This is a genomic window from Streptomyces sp. NPDC047002, from assembly GCF_040704505.1.
GTDB lineage: Bacteria > Actinomycetota > Actinomycetes > Streptomycetales > Streptomycetaceae > Streptomyces.
The window spans coordinates 13,689-33,291 of sequence record NZ_JBEYWC010000033.1 but is presented as its reverse complement, the minus strand read 5'-3'; the positions used below and the strand labels follow the sequence as shown (position 1 = coordinate 33,291).

The following is a 19,603-nucleotide window of genomic DNA, read 5'->3' as shown; positions in this document are numbered from 1 at the left end:
CGTCGTTCTCACACCGGGCTGTGCCGTAGGGGCCGGGTGCGGGGCCCGCGGTCGCGGGCGCCGCACCCGGCCCTCAGGGGTCGAGCGGACGGATCAGCTGCCGCTCGCCCAGATGGTCTTGGCCTGCTTGTCGACGTTCGACAGGATGGAGGCGGTCTCGCCGGGGCTGTTCAGGAACTTCTGGATCGCCGGGATCATGACCGGGTCGGCGAAGTCGGGCCGCGTGTCGCGGTCCATGAACTGCGAGAGGCTCTTGGCGCCGGTGATCAGCTTGACGGCGTCCTTCTGCGGCTGGGTGTACTTCGAGGTGTCGACGCCGCTCGCGGTGGCGATGTCCGCCGGGTTGGTGCCGAGCCACAGCTGCTGCGCCGGCGCGGTGCCGAGGTAGCTCAGGAGCTTGTCGACGCCGTCCTTGTTCTTGGGCGACTTGGAGACCATGAAGCCGTCGACGGGCGCCTCGACCGCGGTCTGGCCGTACTTCGGGTTGATCTCGGGGAAGGCGAACAGGCCGAGGTCGGCCGCCTTGTCACCGGTGAAGATCGTGCCGATCTGGTCGAGCCCGAGGACCATCATGCCGGCCTTCTGGTTGACCAGCGCCTGGGCGCCCTCCTGCCAGGTCTGGCCGGCGAACCCCGGTGAGTAGTACGGGATCAGCTCGCGCCACTGGTCGAACACGGCCTTCACCTGGGGCGTGTTCCACTTGTCGCCCTTGCGCATCAGGTCGATGTGGAAGTCGAAGCCGTTGATGCGCATGTTCAGGTAGTCGAACGTGCCCATGGACGGCCAGCCGTCCTTGTTGGTGAAGGCGATCGGGGTGATGCCGTCGCCCTTCATCTTCTTCGCGAGGGCGATGTACTCGTCCCAGGTGGTGGGGACGGAGTAGCCCTTCTTCTTCCACAGGCTCTTGCTGTAGAAGACGGCCCACGGGTAGTAGTCGAACGGCACGAGGTAGTAGTGCCCGTCCGGCGCCTTGCTCTGGGCCTTCATGGCGTCGGTGTAGTGCGAGCCGATCTTCTTCCAGACGTCGTCGACGTCGCTGGCGAGGCCCTGGCCCGCGAAGAACTGCATGCGCTCGCCCGCGAACCAGTTGAACACGTCGTCCGGGTTGCCCTGGAGGTAGCTCGAGATGTTCTGCTGGAAGGTGTTGTGGTCGACCCAGTTGGGCTTGACCGTGATGCCGGTGGCCTTCTTGGCGGCGCCGAAGACGTTGACGTACGCGCCCTTCGGCTGCGGCACCGCCGCGTTGGAGCCGAAGGTGACCGTCTTGCCGCCGGAGCCGCCCGAGCTCCCGCCGCTGCCGCCGCACGCGGTCAGCAGCGGCCCTGCCGCGACCACTCCGGCGCCCAGGACGGCGCCACGAAGCACGGACCGTCGGGACATGGACGACATGTCAGGTATGGGTATACCGGGTCCCGATCGTCGACCGTCAGTCGAGAAAAGCTTCATGACCCCTCCCTGCGGGGCTGCTGCGAATAGAACACAAACGAACGTGACCCGACAGATGTCACCAATACACAGGTCGAGTGTCAAGACATCAAACGATTGCGATATCGACGTGTGCCCGTTTTCCACCGGACAGACGGCAACACAACGCCGCATGGCCCCCGTTGGCGGCATTCCGGACAGCTGTTGAGAAAAGTTGGTTCCTGATCGGGAATGTGGGTACTGCGAGCGGGTACGCGGAAGCGGCAGGTGTCCGCGCCGCCTGCCGCCTCACCATACCCGTCAGTAGTCACACCGCCCCGCCAGGCCCGCGCCCCGCCCGGGGTGTCAGCGGCCGCCCGAGGGCCGGGCCGCCGGGAGGTCGTAGACCGTGACCGCGACGCCCCGGTCGCACAACTCGGCCTCGATCAGCGGCTGCACGCGCGACCACTCGCCGCCGGCGAGGCCGCGGCCGATCCCCGGCGTGTGCACGATTGTCCGCCGGGGCGCGGGCGTACGCGCGGGCCGGGCTCCCACGTCAGTGCGTGGCGAGGCCGCGGCTGATGACCAGGCGCTGGATCTGGTTCGTGCCCTCGAAGATCTGCATGATCTTGGCCTCGCGCATATAGCGCTCGACCGGGTAGTCGCGGGTGTAGCCGTAGCCGCCGAAGACCTGGACCGCGTCCGTGGTGACCTTCATCGCCGCGTCCGTCGCGGTGAGTTTGGCAATGCTCGCGTGCCTGCTGTAGTCGCGGCCCGCGTCCCGTCTGCGGGCCGCGTCCAGGTAGGTGGCGCGGGCCGAGCCCACGGCCGCGGCCATGTCGGCGAGCAGGAAGCCGAGCCCCTGGTGGTCGATGATGCGGCGGCCGAAGGTGGTCCGCTCGTTGGCGTAGGCGACGGCCGCGTCGAGCGCCGCCTGGGCGAGGCCGGTGGCACAGGCGGCGATGCCGAGGCGGCCCGAGTCCAGTGCGCTGAAGGCGATTTCGAGGCCCTGGCCCTCCGTGCCGATCAGCCGGTCGGCTTCGAGCAGCGCGCCGTCCCAGTAGGCGGCGGTGGTCGGCACGGCGTGCAGCCCCATCTTCTCCTCGGGGGCGCCGAAGGTGAGCCCGTCCGCGCTGCCGGGGGCGAGGAAGCAGGAGACGCCGTGGGTGCCGGGGCCGGTGCGCGCGAACAGGGCGTAGAAGCCCGCTCTGCCGCCGTGCGTGATCCAGGCCTTGGAGCCGGTGACGCGGTAGCCGCCGTCCGCGGGCTCCGCCTTGCAGGCGATGGCCGCGGCGTCGGAGCCCGCCTGCGGCTCGGAGAGGCTGTAGCCGCCGACGAGCGCGCCGGAGAGCACGTCCTCGGCCCACCGCTCGCGCTGCGCTGCCGTGCCGAAGGTCATCAGCGGGTAGGCCGCGAGGGTGTGCACGCTCGTCGCCACCGCGACGGCCGCCCAGCGCGCCGCGAGCTCCTCGAGGACCTGCAGGTACACCTCGTACGGCTGCCCCCCGCCGCCGGACTCCTCCGGGTACGGCAGGCCGAGCAGCCCGGCATCGCCGAGCAGCCCGAACAGCCCCTCGGGGTAGGTCTCGGCGCGCTCGTGGCCGTCGACGATCGGAGCGAGTTCGCGGTCGGCGAGCCGGCGGGTGAGCGCCAGCAGGTCCTGGGCCTCTTCACTGGGCAGCAGGCGGTCGACGGACACGGCGGCTTCCTTCTGGCAAGTACCGGCAGGGGTACGGACGGACGGGTGCGGACGGGGCCATCCTCCGGCCGGGCGGGGGGGCCACGCCACGCTACTCGCTGATCAGAACGCGGCGCCGGGTGCCAGGCAAGTATCTGGCGCGCACAGGCCGCCAAGTCGCAAAGTCTTTCCGCCGTAGCGGGGAAAGCCTGCAATAGTTTGCTTGACACGGGTCGGTCGGTGAGGCGGAGGGGCGTTCGATGGCGGATGTGGACGAGACGGACCACCGGCTGCTGCGGCTGTTGCGCGAGGACGGCAGGCGCACGTTCTCCGAGATGGCGGCCGAGGTCGGGCTGTCCGTCGCGGCCGTCAAGCGCAGGGTGGACCGGCTGCGGGAGACGGGGGTGATCACCGGCTTCACCGCGCGGGTGGACCACGCGAAGCTCGGCCGGGGCATCGAGGCGTTCGTCGAGCTGCGGTTCGCGGGCACGACACCGGTGCGGGAGATCGTGGCGAGCGCGTACACCGTGCCGGAGGTCCAGGCGGTGTTCACCATGGCGGGCGACCCCGACGCGCTGCTGCACGTGCGGGTGCGCGACCTCGACCACCTCCAGCACGTCATCGACGGGCTGCGCCGCTCCGGCCAGATCACCGGCACCAAGACGCTGATGGTGCTGGGGTCCTGGTCGCGGCCGTGACGGCGGCGGTCCTGGGTACGGCCGGCCCCGGCCGTACTCCCGTAAGGCCGGGGCCGGGATCCGCGCAGGGGCCGCACGACGGGGACCGCCGCCGGGGACCGTCCGGTGAGAAGGACGGTCCCCGACGGCGGCGGACGGCTCGGAAGGCGGGCCCCGGGCAGGACAGCTCCCCCGCTCCCCCGTTTCACCCGGCGGCGGCCGCCTCGGCCGCGGGCTGCCGCTCCGGCTCCGCGCCCGAGGCGGCGGGCCCGGCCGCGGCCTTGTCCGCGCCGCCGAACCCGCGCAGCGGGACGTGCTTGACGAACAGCGCCACCGCGACGCCGCACGCGGCGACGACCGAGGCGACCGTGAAGACCTCGACGACCCCGTGGGTGACGGCCGATGCGAACAGGTGCCTGGCCGCCTCGGGCAGCCGGCGCAGCGCCTCGGGCGTCATGGACTGCGCCGAGCCCGCCGCGGCGCCGCCCGCGGAGCCGAGGCGGGAGCTGAGCCCGCTCGCGTACACCGAGCCGAGGACGGAGACGCCGACCGAGCCGCCCATGTTGCGCAGGAAGGTGGAGGCGCCGGTGGCCGCGCCCATGTCCCTCAGCGGGGCGCTGCTCTGCGCGAGGAGCGTGGTGGTCTGCATCAGGCAGCCGAGGCCGATGCCGAGCGGCACCATGAACAACGAGGTCACCAGCGACGAGGTGCCGGTGTCCATGGTGGCGAACAGGCCGAGTCCTGCCGCCATCAGCGCGGCACCCGCGACGAGGAAGGCCTTGTAGCGGCCGGTGCGGCCGATGAGCGTGCCGCTCGCGATCGAGACCACCATGGCGGCGATCATCATCGGCATCAGCAGCAGGCCGCTGTTGGTGGCCGACGAGCCCTGGACGAACTGCTGGAACTGCGGCAGGAACGTCACGCCGCCGAACATCGCGAAGCCGGAGAGGAACGCGAGGGTCCCGGCGAGCGAGAAGTTGCGGCTGCGGAAGACGGAGAGCGGCATGACCGGGTCGGCGAGCCGCCGCTCGACCAGCACGAAGGCGGCGAACGCGGCGACGGTGAGGACGGCGAGGCCGATGATCGGCGCGGAGAGCCAGGCGTACTGGCCGCCGCCCCAGCTGGTGAGCAGCACGAGCGCGGTGATCCAGGTGGTCAGCAGCGCCGCGCCCCACCAGTCGACGCGTCCCGCGCCGCTGCCCTTCGGCAGGGTGCGCAGCGTGAACCAGGCGACGGCGAGGGCGAGCACGCCGAGCGGCAGGTTGACGTAGAAGGCCCACCGCCAGCTGAGGTGGTCGGTGATGAAGCCGCCGACGAGCGGTCCGCCGATCATGGCGACCGGCATCGCCGCCATCATCACGCCCTGGTACTTGCTGCGCTCGCGCGGCGGCACGATGTCCGCGACGACGGCCAGCACGCCGACCATCAGGCCGCCCGCGCCGAGCCCCTGGAGGGCGCGGAAGCCGACCAGTTCGCCGAAGTTCTGGGCCATGCCGCACAGCGCCGAGCCGACGAGGAACAGGGCGATGGAGGCGAGGAAGGTCTTCCTGCGGCCGTACAGGTCGCCGAGCTTGCCCCAGATCGGCGTGGCGGCGGTGGAGGCCAGGATGTAGCCGGTCGTCACCCACGACAGGTGTTCGAGGCCGCCGAGGTCGCCGACGATCGTGGGCAGCGCAGGCGCCACGATCGTGTTGTCCAGCATCGCCAGCAGCATGGCGATGAGCAGGGCGACCATCGCCGCCATGATCTGCCGGGGGGAGAGCCGCGGCGGTGCCGCGCTCGGTGCTTGTGGGGTCATCGGGGAACCGTCCGTCCGTCTGCGCCTGCGGGACGCCGTCACCACGCCCGCTTACTTACCGGTCGGCAAGTAACTTACTGGCCGACCGGCAAGTTGGCAAGCGGCGGAACCGCGCGGGGCGCCGCCCGGCCCCGGGACCGCCCGGTGGACCGCCTCGGGTCGCCGTACGGCCCGGCTGTTGGCACCGTTGCCTGTACGGCGAGGCCACGCGGGGCGGCGCGTACCGGCAGCGAAGGGAGCCCGAGGTGGCACAGGAGCGGCGGGCACCGGCGGGCGAGGGCCCCCTGCTCATCATGGACGGCGCGGGGACGGTGTGCCGCTGGAGCGCGCGGGCCGAGCGGGTATTCGGCCGCTCACGCGCCGAGGCGGTCGGCAGGCCTGCGGTGTGGGCCACGTCGACGTGCGACGCGGCGCTGCGCGTACGGCCGTACGTGGACGACGGGGCGCGGTGGCCCGCGGAGGCGGAGGCGACCAGTGGGACCGGTGAGGCAGGTGAAACCGGCGGGGCCGCGGGCGCGCTGTGCTGGACAGTGGAGCTGGCGGAGGCGGGCGAGGGCGGGGACGGGCCCGAGGAGAGGGCCTGGGACGCGGCGGTGCTCGACGCGCTGTTCGGCCAGTCGCCGGTGGGGCTGCACATCCTCGACACGGATCTGCGCGTCGTGCGGGCCGACAGCGGTACGGCGCGCTCGGCCCCTGCGGGCCGGCGCTTCGACGAGGTGTACCGGCTCGCGGACCCGGCGGGCCAGGAGGCGGCGGCGCGGCGGATCCTCGCCACCGGCGTCCCGGCGGTCGAGCGCACGGTCCGCGTCTTCGCGGACCCGCAGCGCACGCGTGAACGGCTGTACGCCGTCTCCTGCTTCCGGCTGCACGACCGCGCGGACGGCAGGGTGCTCGGCCTCGCGGTGGTGGCCGTCGACCGCACGGAGCGGGAGCGCGCGAAGGCGCTCGCCGACCTGCTCGCCACGGCACGCGACCGGGTCGGCAGGTCCCTGGACACCGTGGCCACCTGCCAGGACCTGGCGCAGACCCTGGCCCCCGGTTTCGCGGACCGCGTGGAGGTGGAGATCGCGGACACCGTCGTCCACGGCGCGCAGCCCCCGGTGCCGGGCGGCGCCCAGGCCCCACTCCTGCGGTGCGCGGCCGCCGTCGGCACCCCGCTGCACGACCGGGCGCCGGCCCGCGGCGCGCCCTCCGCCGGAGCCGCCGGCGCCGCCGCCGCGGAACCGGCCGAGGACGGCGGGGCGGACACCGCCGCGGGCAAGGCCGCTCGCGCCGGTGCGTCAGAGGGCAGCGAGGCGGACGCGGGGAGCCTCTCCGATGCGGGCGCCGGTCCGGCGGCGGGGTACGGCGGCGCGGGCGCCGGGGATGCGGCGGCGGGCGTCGGGGCCGTCACGGACGAAGAAGGCGCCGTCACGCCCGCAGGCGCGGGCGGGGTGTCGGGGGCGTGGCCTGCCGCTCGGCCCTGCGGGGAGCGGGCCGGGGAGGCCCGGGTGCTGCGGAGGGCGGGTCCTGAGGCGCGGGCGCTCGACGACCTGCAGCCGCACCTGGCCGACCTGCGCGGCAGCGGGTCGCGCACGGAGGGCGGGAAGCCGGTGCCGCCCGGAACGCACACGCTCCTCGTGGTGCCGCTCGCCCTGCGCGGCGGCGCGCTCGGGCTGCTGCACCTGTACCGCACGGGCGCGTCGGAGCCGTTCACGCGCGACGAGGTCGCCACGGCCGTCGAGATCGCCGCGCACGCGGCGCTCGCCGTCGACAACGCGCGGCGGTACGCGCACGAGCGGGCGCTCGCCGCGACCGTGCAGCGCAGGCTGCTGCCGCAGCGCGCCGACGACCCGCCGCTCGGGGTGCGTACGGCGCACGCGTACCGGCCGGGGCCGGCGGGCGGCGGCGCCTGGTACGACGTGATCCCGCTGTCCGGGGCGTGCAGCGCCTTCGTGGTGGGCGAGGTCGCGGGCGACGGCATCCACGCGGCGACCGCCATGGGGCAGGTGCGCACCGCGGTGCGCGCCTTCGCGACGCTCGGCATCGAACCCGACGAGCTGCTCGCCCGGGTCGACGAGGTGGTCGCCCAGCTGGCCGCCGAGCGGCGCGCCCTGCCGGCGCACGACCCGCTGCGTGCGGAACCGCTCACCGTGGCCTGCGTGTACGCGGTCCACGACGCGGGCGACGGCCTGTGCACGGTGGCGCGCGGCGGCGGCGCCGACCCCTGGCTCGCCGCGCCCGGCGGCCCGTTCGCGCCGCTCGGCGCGCCCGAGGGTCCGGTGCTCGGCGACCTCGACATCGCGCCGTTCGCCTCGCTCACGGTCGAGCTCGCCGAGGGCAGCGCCCTCGTGCTCTCCGCTTCGCCCGCCGCCCGGGTCCGCCCGGTGCTGGGCTCCTTCACGGCGTCCGACTCCGTCCGTGCGATCTGCGAGGCGCTGGCGCGCGACGCGCGCGGGGACAGCGGGGGCCACGGGAACAGCGGGGAGAACGCAGCGGACGGGGACGGCTCAGACGCCGTCTTCCTCGCCGCAGAGACCACGGCGCTGCCCGCCGACACCACGGTGTCGTGGCGGCTCGACCCGGACGAGCAGGCACCGGCGCGCGCCCGCTCGCTGGCCGTCGACTGGCTGGCCGGCCGGGTCGGCGGGGAGGCCGCGTTCGGCGCCGAACTCGTCGTCAGCGAGCTGGTGACGAACGCCGTGCGGTACGGCGTCCCGCCGCTGACCCTCCGGCTCATCCTGGGCCGGGTGCTGACGGTCGAGGTGAAGGACGCCTCGCCGACTACGCCGCACCTGCGCCACGCGCGCACCCACGACGAGGGCGGGCGCGGCCTGTTCATCATCGCGCAGCTCGCCGACCGCTGGGGCACGCGCCGTACCCCCCAGGGCAAGACGATCTGGGCGGAGATGTCCCGCGGGTGAGGGGGCAGCCCCCGCGCGCGTCGCGCGCAGGGGCGTCGCGGTAGCCTGGCGTCCCTGGACCGCCGGGTCCAGACGCGCCGCTCCCCCGGGAGGATCCGATGACCGCAGCCCTCACCGCCAAGGGCCGTGCCACGCGCGCCAGGATCGTGGAGTCCGCTGCGCTGGTGCTGCGCGAGTCGGGCGTCTCCGCCACCCTCGACGACATCAGACAGCGGTCGGGGACGAGCAAGAGCCAGCTGTTCCACTACTTCCCCGAGGGCAAGGACCAGCTCCTGCTCGCCATCGCGCAGTACGAGGCGGACCGCGTCCTCGACGACCAGCAGCCGTACCTGGGCTGCCTCGACACCTGGGACGCCTGGTACCGCTGGCGGGACGTGGTGGTGGCACGGTACGAGGCGCAGGGCGACACCTGTCCGCTCGGGGCGCTGTTCCACCAGGTCGGCCGCTCCACGCCGGGCGCGCGTGCCATCGTCGTGGAGCTGCTGCGCGCCTGGCAGGAGCATCTGGCGGCCGGCGTGCGCGCCGTACGGGACAACGGCCTGCTGCCCGCCTCCTACGACGTCGACACGGCCGCGGCCGCGCTGCTCGCCGGCATCCAGGGCGGGGTGTCGATCATGCTGGCGACGGGCCGTCCAGGCCACCTCGAAGCGGCGCTCGACTGGAGCATCGCGCGGATGCGCGAGGGTGCCGTCCCTGTGAGGTGAGACCCCGGGGTCCCGTAGGCCGCCGGAGGGTCCCGCGGGCCGTAGGGCGCCCGCCTCAGCGGGCGATGCGCCGGGCCCGCCGGTCGTCGAGTGCCGAGGGCACGAACATCAGGTCGTTGCGGTTCAGGTCCGTGCCCGGCGGCACGATCGCGTCGATCCGGTCGAGCACGTCGTCGCCGAGCACCGTGTCGGCGCCGGCGAGCAGCCCCGCCAGGTGCTCCGGGGTGCGGGGCCCGATCAGCACGGACGTGACGGCAGGGTGGGACCTGACGAACGCGGTCGCGAGGCGCGGCATGTCGAGCCCCGCCTCGTCGGCGACCTCGGCCAGCTGCTCCACCGCCTCGGCCTTGGCCCGGTTGCCCGGGTCGGAGAGGTCGAACAGCCGGGCGCCGAGGCCCGCGTTGCGGTGTCCGGCCGTGGGGTCGCGGCGGCCGGAGAGCCAGCCGGACGCCAGCGGCCCGAAGGTGAGCACACCCATGCCGTAACGCTGCGCCGTGGGAAGGACGTTGGACTCGATGCCGCGCACCAGCATGTTGTACTGCGGCTGTTCCGACCTGAACCTGAGGTGCCCGCGGCGCTCGGCGGCCCACTGCGCCTCGACGATCTGCTCCGGGTAGAACATCGACGAGCCGAACGCGCGCACCTTCCCTGCCCGCACCAGGTCGGTGAGCGCGGCCAGGGTCTCGTCCAGCTCGGTGTGCGGGTCCCAGCGGTGCATCTGGTAGAGGTCGATGCGGTCGGTACCGAGGCGGCGCAGGCTGTCCTCCACCGCGCGCACGATCCACCGGCGTGAGCCGCCCCGCAGGGCGGCGTCCTCGCCCATCGGCATCCCGAACTTGGTGGCGAGCACCACCTCGTCGCGCCGGCCCTTGAGCGCCTTGCCGACGATGGTCTCGGACTCGCCGTCCGAGTAGACGTCCGCCGTGTCGACGAAGTTGATGCCGGCGTCCAGCGCGGCGTGGACGATGCGCACCGACTCGTCGTGGTCGGTGTTGCCCATCGCGCCGAGCATCATCGTGCCGAGCGCGAACTCGCTGACCGACATGCCCGTGCCGCCGAGAATCCTGCGTTCCATGTCCTGTGCTTCCGCCTTCCGGCCTCGCCTCGTCCCCCGCCCTCGCCGTCAAGCCAACCACCGCAGCCGGGTGCCCGCAGCGCGTGAGAGGGGTACTGCCGCGCCCCCTCGGGCCGGGGCGCGCGGCATACCCTGGCCGTATGGACGAGGCGGAGGACCGGGTCAACGGGGAGTTCGGCGCGTTCCTGCGGTCCCGGCGGGCCCGCCTCGCGCCGCGCGAAGCGGGCCTGCCCGCGGGCCCAGGCCCCCGCAGGGTGCCGGGCCTGCGGCGCGAGGAGGTCGCCGGGCTCGCCGGGGTCAGCGTCGACTACTACGTGCGGCTGGAGCGGGGGCGAGCGGCGCACGTGTCGGACGCGGTCCTCGACGCGCTGGCGCGCGCCCTGCGGCTCGATCCGACCGAGCGTGCGCACCTGTGCACGCTCGCGGTGCCCGCGCGGCGGCGCTCCGCCGGTGCGCCGCCGGGCGCGGACGCGTCCGCCGTGCGGTCGGCGCAGCGGGTGCGGCCAGGGCTGCTGCGGCTGCTCGACGCGCTCGGCGGCACGCCCGCGCTGGTGCTCGGCCGCCGCTACGACGTCCTGGCGGCGAATCCGGCGGCCCGCGCGCTCTACACGGACTTCGACGCGCTGCCGGTGCGGGAGCGCAACATGGTGCGCTTCCTCTTCCTCGACGGGGCGGCCAGGACGCTCTACGCGGACTGGCCGGCCGCCGCCCGCAGCACGGTCGCCGGGCTGCGCCTGTACGCGGGGCGCCACCCCGGCGACCGGAGACTCGCGGAGCTCGCCGGCGAACTGTGCGACCTCGACGCGGACTTCAGGCGCTGGTGGGGTGAGCACGACGTGCATGAGCGCGGCCACGGGGTGAAGCACTACCGCCATCCGCTCGTCGGCGACCTGGTGCTCGGCTACGAGGCGCTCGCGCCCACGGCCGACGCCGACCAGGTTCTCGGCACGCACACCGCGGAGCCCGGCTCGCCGTCCGAGGCGGCGCTGCGGCGCCTCGCCGCCCTGGCCGCCGCGCCCCCGCTGCTGCCCTGAGCCGGGGCGCCCGGCAGGTCAGCCGCCGCAGAGCTCGGCGAAGCGCCGTGCGTCGATGTTGCCGCCTGAGATGATCACACCGACGCGGCGCGCGCCCGCGACCCGGCGGTTCAGCAGGGCGGCGAGGCCGGTCGCGCCGCTCGGCTCGATCACGGTCTTCAGCCGCTCGAAGGCGAGCCGCATGGCGCCGCGGATCTCGTCGTCGGAGACGAGCTCGATGCCGTCGACCAGGCGCCGGTTGAGGGAGAACGTCAGCTCGCCGGGGGTCGAGGCCGCCTGGCCGTCCGCTATGGTCCGCGGCACCGGAATGCTGACGCGGACACCAGCCTCCAGGGACCGCTTGGTGTCGTCGCCGGTCTCCGGCTCGACGCCGACCACCCGGATCGCCGGGTCGAGCCCCTTCGCCGCGACCGCGGAGCCCGCGAGCAGCCCGCCACCGCCGACGGGCACGACGAGTGTGTCGAGCCCCTCCACCTCCTCGGCGAGTTCGAGCGCCGCCGTGCCCTGGCCCGCGATGACGTGCGGGTGCTCGTACGGCGGGATCAGCGCGAGCCCGCGCTCGGCCGCCATCGCCTCACCGAGCGCGACCCGGTCGCCGGTGTAGCGGTCGTAGGTGAGGATCTCGGCGCCGTACCCGGCGGTCGCCTCCCGCTTGGAGCGCGGCGTGTCCTCCGGCATGAGGATGACGGCGGTGCTCCCCAGTTCGCGCGCGGCGAGCGCGACGGCCTGCGCGTGGTTGCCCGAGGAGTACGCGGCGATGCCCGCGGCGAGCTGCTTTGCGGACAGCCGCGAGGCGGCGTTGTAGGCGCCGCGGAACTTGAACGCCCCGACCCGCTGGAGGTTCTCGCACTTGAGGTAGACCTCGGCGCCCGCCAGCTCGTCGAGAGTGCGGGAGCGCAGCACGGGCGTGCGGTGGGCGACGCCCTCGATCCGCTCGGCGGCGTCGCGCACATCGTCCAGGGTGACCGGCGGGGTGTTCGTCATACGGGCGCTCCAGGGCGGGACGGCACTCGGGCCGTACGGGTCAGCGAACGGTCCCGAACGTATCCCATCGGGCACCCCCTTCCGCCGGGGGGTTTGGCGGCCCTGCCGGGTCCCGGGCGCGCCGGTTAGCGTGAGAGGCGCACAGGGCGCCTGCGGCGCGCGCCCCTCCCGGGGCGCGGCGCGCGGGCCCGTACGACCGAGGAGGTCACCCTCATGTCCGCCGATCCCCGCGCGGCTCTCGCCGCGGCCCTGCCGGAGGCCGACCTGGTCACCGATCCCGACGTGCTGGCGTCCCTGAGCGCGGACGACGCCGAGTGGGCGCCCGCGGGGCGGCCGCTCGCCGCGCTGCGCGCCGTCTCGGCCGCGCAGGTGCGGGCGGCCGTGCGGGCCTGCGCGGAGCTCGGCGTGCCGGTGGTGCCGCGCGGCGCGGGCACGGGCCTGTCCGGCGGGGCGAACGCCACGGAGGGGTGCCTCGTCCTCGACCTGTCCCGGATGGACCGGGTGCTGGAGATCGACGCGGAGAACCTGGTCGCCGTGGTCCAGCCCGGCGTGGTCAACGACGACCTCAAGAGGGCCGTCGCCGAGCACGGGCTCTGGTATCCGCCGGACCCGGCGAGCGCGCCGTGGTCCACGATCGGCGGGAACGTGGCGACGAACGCGGGCGGCCTGTGCTGCCTCAAGTACGGCGTGACCCGCGACTACGTGCTCGGCCTCGAAGCGGTGGTGGGCGGGCCGGCCGGAGAGTACGGCACGGCCGTGCGGCTCGGCAGGCGCACGACCAAGGGCGTGTCGGGATACGACCTGGCCTCGCTGTTCGTCGGCTCCGAGGGCACGCTCGGCGTGGTCACCGAGGTCACCCTGCGGCTGCGGCCCGCGCGGCGCGACGTCCCGCACACGGTGGTGGGCGCGTTCGACAGCCTGGTGGCCGCGGGCGAGGCGGTCGCGCTCTGCACCCGGCGCGGCCTCGCGCCCGCCGCGCTCGAACTGCTCGACCGCGCCTGCCTCGAAGCCGTCGAGGAGTGGAAGCACCTGGGGCTCGAACCGGACGCGGGGGCGCTGCTGCTCGCGAGGCTCGACGCGCCCGGGCAGGCGGGCGCAGAGGAGGCGCGGGCGGTGGCCCGGGCGTTCACCGAGTCGGGCGCGCGCTGGGCCGAGCGGTCCACGGACGCCGTCGAGGCGGAGGCGCTGTTCGAGGCGCGGCGGCTGGCCTACCCCGCGCTGGAGCGGCTCGGCCCCGTACTCACCGAGGACGTGTGCGTGCCGCGGTCCGCCGTGCCGGCGATGCTGGCCCGCACGGAGGAGATCGGGCGCAGGCACGGGGTGCGGATCGCGACGATCGCGCACGCGGGCGACGGGAATCTGCACCCGCTGCTGATCACCCCGCCGGGCGACGACGCGGCGCGCCGGGCGGCGCAGGCGGCGTTCGACGAGCTGCTCGACCAGGCGGTGGCGCTCGGCGGCACGGTGACGGGCGAGCACGGCGTGGGGCTGCTGAAGCGGGGCGGGATGCGGGCGGAGCTCGGCCCTGAGGTGTGCGCGATGCAGGAGGCGGTGAAGCGTACGCTCGACCCGCTCGGCCTCTTCAACCCCGGCAAGGTGGTGGGGATGCCGGGTTCCTGAGGCAGGGGCTCGCCGCGGCGCGCGGCGCGCGCCGTCGCACGCCGCGGATGCGGGGTTGTAGGACGAACTTCCTTTTCACGCTCCCAGGTTACTTCGCGTTACTCCAGGTGACCGGTGGGCAGTGTTGTGTCCAAGCCGGTGATGTCCGGCTGTTCAGGGACAAAGGGAGAGAAGAGATGCTTCTTCCGGCGGATGACTGGAGCCCGCACGACGGACCGGTCCAAGACGCCTCGGTGCCGCGGTGGATCGCCGACGTGTACGAGGGCGACCAGAACTGACGAAGTGACGCAGTGTCCGCCCTGCGGCGGGCCAGGTTCCCACGGCGTGGCGGCGCGGCTCGGCGGACGGCGTGGACCGCCCGGCGTCCGCGCCCCTCGTCGGCTTCCCCCCTCCTTCGACCGAGAGGCCACGGCCGCCCCATGTGCCCATCCCGTTCCGACGACGCGTTCCGCCCACCCGACACGTACCGGCAGCCGCTCGTGGACACCGTCCACGGCTCGCAGGTACCCGACCCGTACCGCTGGCTCGAATCGGCCGACAGCTCGCGCACCCGCAGCTGGGCGGCGCGGCAGGACGCGCTGTTCGCCGCCCACCGCGCCACCTGGACGGACGGGGAGGCGTGGGGGCGCGCGCTGGCCGACGCCACGGCGCCGTTCCGGATGTCGGCGCCGGTCACCCGGGGCCGGCGTTCCTTCACCGAGCGCCTGCTGCCCGGCCGGGACCAGGCCGTGCTGTGCGCGACCGAGCCCGACGCGTGGGACCAGCCGCGCGAGTACGTGGTCGCCGACCCGGCCGCGGACCTCGGGGGCCGCACGCGCCTCGCGCTGTGGCGGCCCTCGTGGGAGGGCGACCGGGTGGCCTGCCAGTTCGCGCCCGACGGCGGGCACACCACGGTCCTGCTGGTGTACGCGGCGGACGGCAGCGGCCCGCTCGGCGAGCCGGTCCCCGGGCTGCGCCACTCCCCCGTGGCCTGGCTGCCCGGGGCGGCCGCCTTCTACTACGTGTCGGGGTCGGAGTCGGCCGACGACCCGCTGCGCGTGCGGCTGCACCGCATCGGGCGTCCCGCCGCCGAGGACGAGGAGGTGTTCGGGGACACGGTCGGCCGCGCCACGCACTTCGGGCTGACCATCTCGTCCGACGGCACCCGGCTGATCGTCTCGGTGGTGACGGGCGCCGCTTCCGGCAACGACCTGTGGCTCGCCTGGGTCCCCGAGGACGACCCGGCGCGGCCGAGCTGGCACCGGATCGTGAGCGGCTCGCCCCGGGGCGCCCTGGCCTCCGTGCGGCTCCACCCCGACGGCACGGCCCGGATGCACACCGACCACCTGGCGCCGCGCGGGCGCATCCTCGCCTCCGCGGGGCCGCTGACGCCGCGCCACGGGGCCGGCCGGTGGCGCGAGCTGGTGCCCGAGCACCCGAAGGCGGTCCTCGGGGACAGCGCGATGCTGCACCACGTCTCGCTCGCCGCGCCGGTGCTGCTCGTGCTGCGCACCACGGCGGCGGTCAGCAGGCTGACGGTGCACAACGCGACGGACGGCCAGGAGATGGCGGAGGTCCCCCTGCCGGGCACGGGCACGGTCACGGCGCTGCGCGCCGATCCCGCGGGCGGCCCGCGCGCCTGGTTCACCTACTCCGACTTCGGCACGCCGCCCCGCGTGTACTGCTACGACGCGACCACCGGCACGGTCTTCCCGTGGCAGGAGTGGCCGGAGACGCCCGCGCCCGTCGCGCCGGCCGACGCGCCGTCGGGCGACACCGCGTACGCGCCGGCCAACGTGTACACGCCGGTGCAGCTGCCCCGTACGGGCCTGACGACGCGGCAGTTCACGTACTGGGCGAGCGACAGCGTGCCCGTCACCCTCTTCCTGCTCAGCAGGGGCGACGCGGACGACGGGCCGCGTCCGCTGATGATCACGGGATACGGCGGATTCGGCGTGCTCATGAGACCGAGTTACCGGCCGATGGCCTACGCGTGGGCCACCGCGGGCGGGGTGTTCGCCATCGCGTGTGTGCGCGGCGGCGGCGAGGGCGGTCGCGGCTGGCACGAGGCGGGCAGCGGCCCGTTCGGCAGGACGCGCGCCGCCGACGACCTCAACGACGCGGCGGAGTGGCTGATCAGGGAGGGCTGGACGGACCGGACCAGGCTCGCCGCGTTCGGAGGGTCGAACGGCGGTCTGCTGGTGACGGCCGCCGTCACCCGCCGCCCCGACCTGTACGCCGCGGTCGCCGTCAACGGCCCGCTGACGGACATGGTGCGCTACGACCGCTTCGGCCTCGGCAGCACCTGGACCAAGGAGTACGGCACCCCGGAAGGACCGCGCCAGGCGGCCGCCCTGCTGGAGCTCTCCCCGTACCACCGTGTCACGCCCGGCGTCCGCTACCCGGCCACCCTGCTGTGCGGCGCCGCGGGCGACACGCACACGGGCGCCGAGCACGTGCGCAAGATGTGCGCCGCGCTCCAGCACGCGACCGCGGGTCCGCCGGTGCTGATGCGCCGCGACCACGAGGCGCAGCACGGTTCGTCGTCCTCGGCTCTGGAAGCCGACATCCTGACCTTCCTCGCCCACCACACCGGTCTCGCCCCGCAGGGCGCGGTGCCCGAGCAGCGGACCGGCCACGGGCGGGGCAAGCACCGCGGAGCCCCCGCACCGTCGCCCGCGGTGCGGCTGTGGCGCTCCACGACGACGCACCTGCACCCGGACGACTGACGGCAGCCGCCCCGCGGCGCGGCGCTCGCCCGGCGAGACCCGCGCCGCGGCCGTCCGGCCGGGGAGCCCGCGGTGCGGGCGGGCCGCCTAGCTCAGCGCCGCCACGGCGGCCATGCTGTCGAGGGCGCGCAGCGAGTCCGCCCCGGGTTCGGTCGGGAGGTCGAACAGTACGCGGTCCACGCCGAGTTCTGCGTAGGCGGCGACCTCTTCCGGGCGGTGGCCCGCGCCGAAGACCGTCACGGGGACCTCGCGGCCCGCGAGGTCGTTGAGCCGCTTCATCAGCGGGCCGAGTTCCGCGGGCGGCAGCGCGTTGGCGAGCCAGGCGTCGCCGTGCTCCGCCACGCGGGGGAAGGCGCGCTCCCCGCCGCCCACGTACACCGGCGGGTGCGGCGCGCGCACCGGCTTCGGCCAGAGGTAGAGGGGATCGAGGTCGATGAACTCGCCGTGGAACTCGGTGGTCTCCTCGGTCCACAGGGAGCGGATGACGGCGAGGCGCTCGTTGACCAGGCGGCCCCGGGTGGCGGGGTCGGTACCGTGGTTGGCCATCTCCTCGCGGTTCCAGCCGACGCCGACCCCGAGGACGGCCCGTCCGCCGGACACCACGTCGAGCGAGGCGACCTCCTTCGCCGTGTGGATCGGGTCCCGCTGCCCCACCAGGGCGACGCCCGTGCCGACGAGCAGCCGCTCGGTCACCACGGCGGCGGCGGTGAGGGCGACGAACGGGTCGAGGGTGCGGTAGTACTTCGCGGGCAGTGTGCCACCGCCCGGCCAGGGCGAGCGGCGGTCCACCGGGATGTGGGAGTGCTCGGCGATCAGCAGCTGGTCGAAGCCGCGCTCCTCGAGCGCCCTGCCGAGGGCGGCGGGGCCGATGCCCTGGTCGGTGATGAAAGTGGAGATGCCGTACTTCACTGTGGTCCCTTTCGCGTGTCCTTCGGGGTGATCCCTTCCCCGTTGTCCGCCCGCGCAACGGCTCTACGGACATCCGTCACCGCGACGGCCCGCCGGGGGCGGGAACCTCGCACGCACCCCCGTCGTTCACTCTCCGGCCACCTGTCGTTCATCGATTTGGCCGCCTCCGACCCTTCGTCTACAGTCTTGTAGACGAACTTGGCCGACCGGCTCCCCCGCCGGCGCGCCCGTGCGACACCTGTGGAGGAAGCGGCTGATGACCACGCACGCGGCGGTGACCCTCGCCTTCGACGGCTCGGGCATCGACGGCTCCCTCTTCACCGGCGTGACCGACTTCGCCCGGCACACGCCCTCGCTCAACGGGCCCCTCGCGCTGTGGACCAACGCGGGCCTCGGCGTCTTCGCGGTGCTCATGGTGATCGGCTGGTGGAAGGCGCGCAGGCGCGGCGCCCCCGCGATGACGCTCGCGCTCGCCGTCCCGGTGGCGGTCGCGGTCACCTTCGCCGTCGCCGAGGTGTTCAAGAAGCTGATCGCCGAGGTGCGGCCGTGCTACTCGCTGCCGCACGACTACTTCGTCGAGGCGTGCCCGGTGCGCAGCGACTACGCCTTCCCCAGCGGCCACAGCACCACGGCCTTCGCGACGGTGGCCGCGCTGTGGCTGCTCGACCGGCGGCTCGCCTCCGTCGCCACCCTCTTCGCGCTGTTCGAGGGCTTCACGCGGGTCTACGTGGGGGCGCACTACCCGCACGACGTGATCGCGTCGGCCGTGCTGTCCCTGCCGGTCGCGTACGCGGTGAGCAGGCTGTTCGCCCGCGCGGTCGGTCCGCTGGTGGCCCGGCTCAGCACCGGGGCGCTGGCGCCGCTGCTCACGGCGCGCACCCCGGCGCACGCCCGCTGACCAGCCCCCCGGACGGCGGCGCTCCCCTGCGGCAGCCGGATCGCGGTCCGGTGCCGGAGGGGAGCGCGCCGCGCGTCTCAGACGTTGTTCGCGAGGTTCACCACGCCGCTCAGCGGGCCGTTGAAGCGGTCCTGGTCGCCGGGGAAGGTCCCGGAGTCGGCGAACTGCCAGAACGTGTAGAACGGCCAGCCCGCCGGCAGGGTGCCCACGCTTGAGGAGTAGCGCGCGACGAACAGCGGGTCGTCGGCGGAGAACGCGGCCGTGTTGCCGGTGCAGGTGGTCCACCAGTCGGTGGTGGTGTAGATGGTGGGCCAGCGGGTGGTCTTGGCGTGCACCTCGTTCACGAACGACGTGATCCAGCTGACCATGGACGCCTGGCTGAGGCCCCAGCAGGTGGACGACGAGCCGTACTCGATGTCCAGCATCGGCGGGAGGGTCTTGCCGTCCTTCGACCAGCCGCCGCCGTGCGCGACGAAGTAGTCGGCCTGCGCGGCGCCGGTCGAGGTGTTGGGCGTGGCGAAGTGGTAGGCGCCGCGGATGAACCCCGTGTTGTACGAACCGGTGTAGTTCGCGGAGAAGTTCGGGTCGCGGTAGGTGGTGCCCTCGGTCGCCTTCATGTAGGCGAACCGGGCGCCGTTCCCGTACGCGGAGGCCCAGTTGACGGTGCCCTGGTAGTGGCTCACGTCCATGCCGGGGGTCTGGGTGGCGCGCGGTGCGGGTGCGGCGGGCGGCCGGGCGGCTGAGCCCTCGTGGGCCCGTACGGTGGAGCCCATCCAGTCGAGCTCCGGGTTCTGGGCGGCCTGGGCGGTGGGGGCCGCGGGTGCGGGGGCCGCGGCCGCCGTGCCGGGCAGCGCGACGGCCGGTCCGGTGAGGCCCGCGAAGGTGGCAGCGGCGCAGCACAGCGCGCGGCGGACGGATCTGCGGCGGAACATGCGGGCGGGGTCCATCAGTGCCTCCAGAGGTGGGGGGAGGTTCCGGTGCGCTCGCGACGCGCCCAGGGTGCGGGCGTCGCATGGCGAAAGAGTGGCGCGCAGTGGAGGCGGATGTGAAGGGGGGTCGGTGCACGCCGTTGGTCTATACCGGGGAAAGCGGCGGCCACCACGGGGCTGAAAGAAACTTTCAGTCAGGTGGAAGTGGCCCGTAGGTTCCCGACTCCCCTTGTTCGGCGGGCGTTTGCCCGCCGGTGCCGTGGCGCGGCGGCGCGGGGCCCT

Annotated in this window: 14 protein-coding genes and 1 pseudogene; 7 read left to right on the top strand and 8 right to left on the bottom strand. The window is 74.3% G+C overall.

Annotated elements, in window-relative coordinates; genetic code table 11:
- Positions 1 to 93: 93 nt before the first annotated feature.
- From AB0910_RS25475 to AB0910_RS25465, 3 genes and pseudogenes are all read right to left on the bottom strand, one after another.
- On the bottom strand, positions 94 to 1,380 hold the full coding sequence (locus AB0910_RS25475; protein ID WP_366746965.1) for an extracellular solute-binding protein: 1,287 nt from the start codon (positions 1,378 to 1,380) through the stop codon (positions 94 to 96).
- Between the two features lie 390 nt (positions 1,381 to 1,770).
- Positions 1,771 to 1,914, bottom strand: a pseudogene (locus tag AB0910_RS25470) (hypothetical protein); the annotation flags it as partial.
- A gap of 46 nt (positions 1,915 to 1,960) precedes the next feature.
- The gene (locus AB0910_RS25465; protein ID WP_366746964.1) at positions 1,961 to 3,103 is read right to left on the bottom strand and encodes an acyl-CoA dehydrogenase family protein; all 1,143 of its coding nucleotides are present in this window, start codon (positions 3,101 to 3,103) and stop codon (positions 1,961 to 1,963) included.
- Between the two features lie 239 nt (positions 3,104 to 3,342).
- Here AB0910_RS25465 and AB0910_RS25460 point away from each other — a divergent pair, with 239 nt between their 5' ends.
- On the top strand, positions 3,343 to 3,780 hold the full coding sequence (locus tag AB0910_RS25460) for an Lrp/AsnC family transcriptional regulator (RefSeq protein WP_366746963.1): 438 nt from the start codon (positions 3,343 to 3,345) through the stop codon (positions 3,778 to 3,780).
- Positions 3,781 to 3,964: 184 nt separating this feature from the next.
- On the opposite strand, the gene AB0910_RS25455 is transcribed toward AB0910_RS25460, so the two are convergent.
- Complete coding sequence (locus AB0910_RS25455) at positions 3,965 to 5,557, bottom strand: MDR family MFS transporter (protein ID WP_366746962.1); 1,593 nt, start codon at positions 5,555 to 5,557, stop codon at positions 3,965 to 3,967.
- Positions 5,558 to 5,802: 245 nt separating this feature from the next.
- Here AB0910_RS25455 and AB0910_RS25450 point away from each other — a divergent pair, with 245 nt between their 5' ends.
- Complete coding sequence (locus tag AB0910_RS25450) at positions 5,803 to 8,460, top strand: SpoIIE family protein phosphatase (RefSeq protein ID WP_366746961.1); 2,658 nt, start codon at positions 5,803 to 5,805, stop codon at positions 8,458 to 8,460.
- 98 nt (positions 8,461 to 8,558) lie between these two features.
- Positions 8,559 to 9,164: a TetR family transcriptional regulator gene (locus AB0910_RS25445; protein ID WP_366746960.1), complete on the top strand. Its 606-nt coding sequence runs from the start codon at positions 8,559 to 8,561 to the stop codon at positions 9,162 to 9,164.
- Between the two features lie 55 nt (positions 9,165 to 9,219).
- Here AB0910_RS25445 and AB0910_RS25440 read toward each other — a convergent pair whose 3' ends face one another.
- On the bottom strand, positions 9,220 to 10,239 hold the full coding sequence (locus AB0910_RS25440; protein ID WP_366746959.1) for an aldo/keto reductase: 1,020 nt from the start codon (positions 10,237 to 10,239) through the stop codon (positions 9,220 to 9,222).
- Positions 10,240 to 10,379: 140 nt separating this feature from the next.
- Here AB0910_RS25440 and AB0910_RS25435 point away from each other — a divergent pair, with 140 nt between their 5' ends.
- The gene (locus AB0910_RS25435) at positions 10,380 to 11,273 is read left to right on the top strand and encodes a helix-turn-helix transcriptional regulator (protein WP_366746958.1); all 894 of its coding nucleotides are present in this window, start codon (positions 10,380 to 10,382) and stop codon (positions 11,271 to 11,273) included.
- 18 nt (positions 11,274 to 11,291) lie between these two features.
- On the opposite strand, the gene AB0910_RS25430 is transcribed toward AB0910_RS25435, so the two are convergent.
- Positions 11,292 to 12,257: a pyridoxal-phosphate dependent enzyme gene (locus AB0910_RS25430; protein ID WP_366746957.1), complete on the bottom strand. Its 966-nt coding sequence runs from the start codon at positions 12,255 to 12,257 to the stop codon at positions 11,292 to 11,294.
- Positions 12,258 to 12,470: 213 nt separating this feature from the next.
- On the opposite strand from AB0910_RS25430, the gene AB0910_RS25425 reads away from it, so the two are divergent.
- Entirely contained in the window at positions 12,471 to 13,877 is a 1,407-nt protein-coding gene (locus AB0910_RS25425) for an FAD-linked oxidase C-terminal domain-containing protein (RefSeq protein WP_366746956.1), read from the top strand.
- Between the two features lie 419 nt (positions 13,878 to 14,296).
- Positions 14,297 to 16,585, top strand: a complete 2,289-nt coding sequence (locus AB0910_RS25420; protein WP_366746955.1) for a prolyl oligopeptidase family serine peptidase — start codon at positions 14,297 to 14,299, stop codon at positions 16,583 to 16,585.
- Positions 16,586 to 16,672: 87 nt separating this feature from the next.
- Here the strand turns inward: AB0910_RS25420 and AB0910_RS25415 are convergent, their stop codons facing one another.
- Positions 16,673 to 17,494: an LLM class F420-dependent oxidoreductase gene (locus AB0910_RS25415; RefSeq protein WP_366746954.1), complete on the bottom strand. Its 822-nt coding sequence runs from the start codon at positions 17,492 to 17,494 to the stop codon at positions 16,673 to 16,675.
- A 256-nt stretch (positions 17,495 to 17,750) separates the two neighbouring features.
- On the opposite strand from AB0910_RS25415, the gene AB0910_RS25410 reads away from it, so the two are divergent.
- On the top strand, positions 17,751 to 18,392 hold the full coding sequence (locus tag AB0910_RS25410; RefSeq protein ID WP_366746953.1) for a phosphatase PAP2 family protein: 642 nt from the start codon (positions 17,751 to 17,753) through the stop codon (positions 18,390 to 18,392).
- Positions 18,393 to 18,469: 77 nt separating this feature from the next.
- Here AB0910_RS25410 and AB0910_RS25405 read toward each other — a convergent pair whose 3' ends face one another.
- Positions 18,470 to 19,339 (bottom strand): GH25 family lysozyme, encoded by an 870-nt coding sequence (locus AB0910_RS25405; protein WP_366746952.1) that lies wholly within the window; start codon positions 19,337 to 19,339, stop codon positions 18,470 to 18,472.
- Between the last annotated feature and the right edge of the window lie 264 nt (positions 19,340 to 19,603).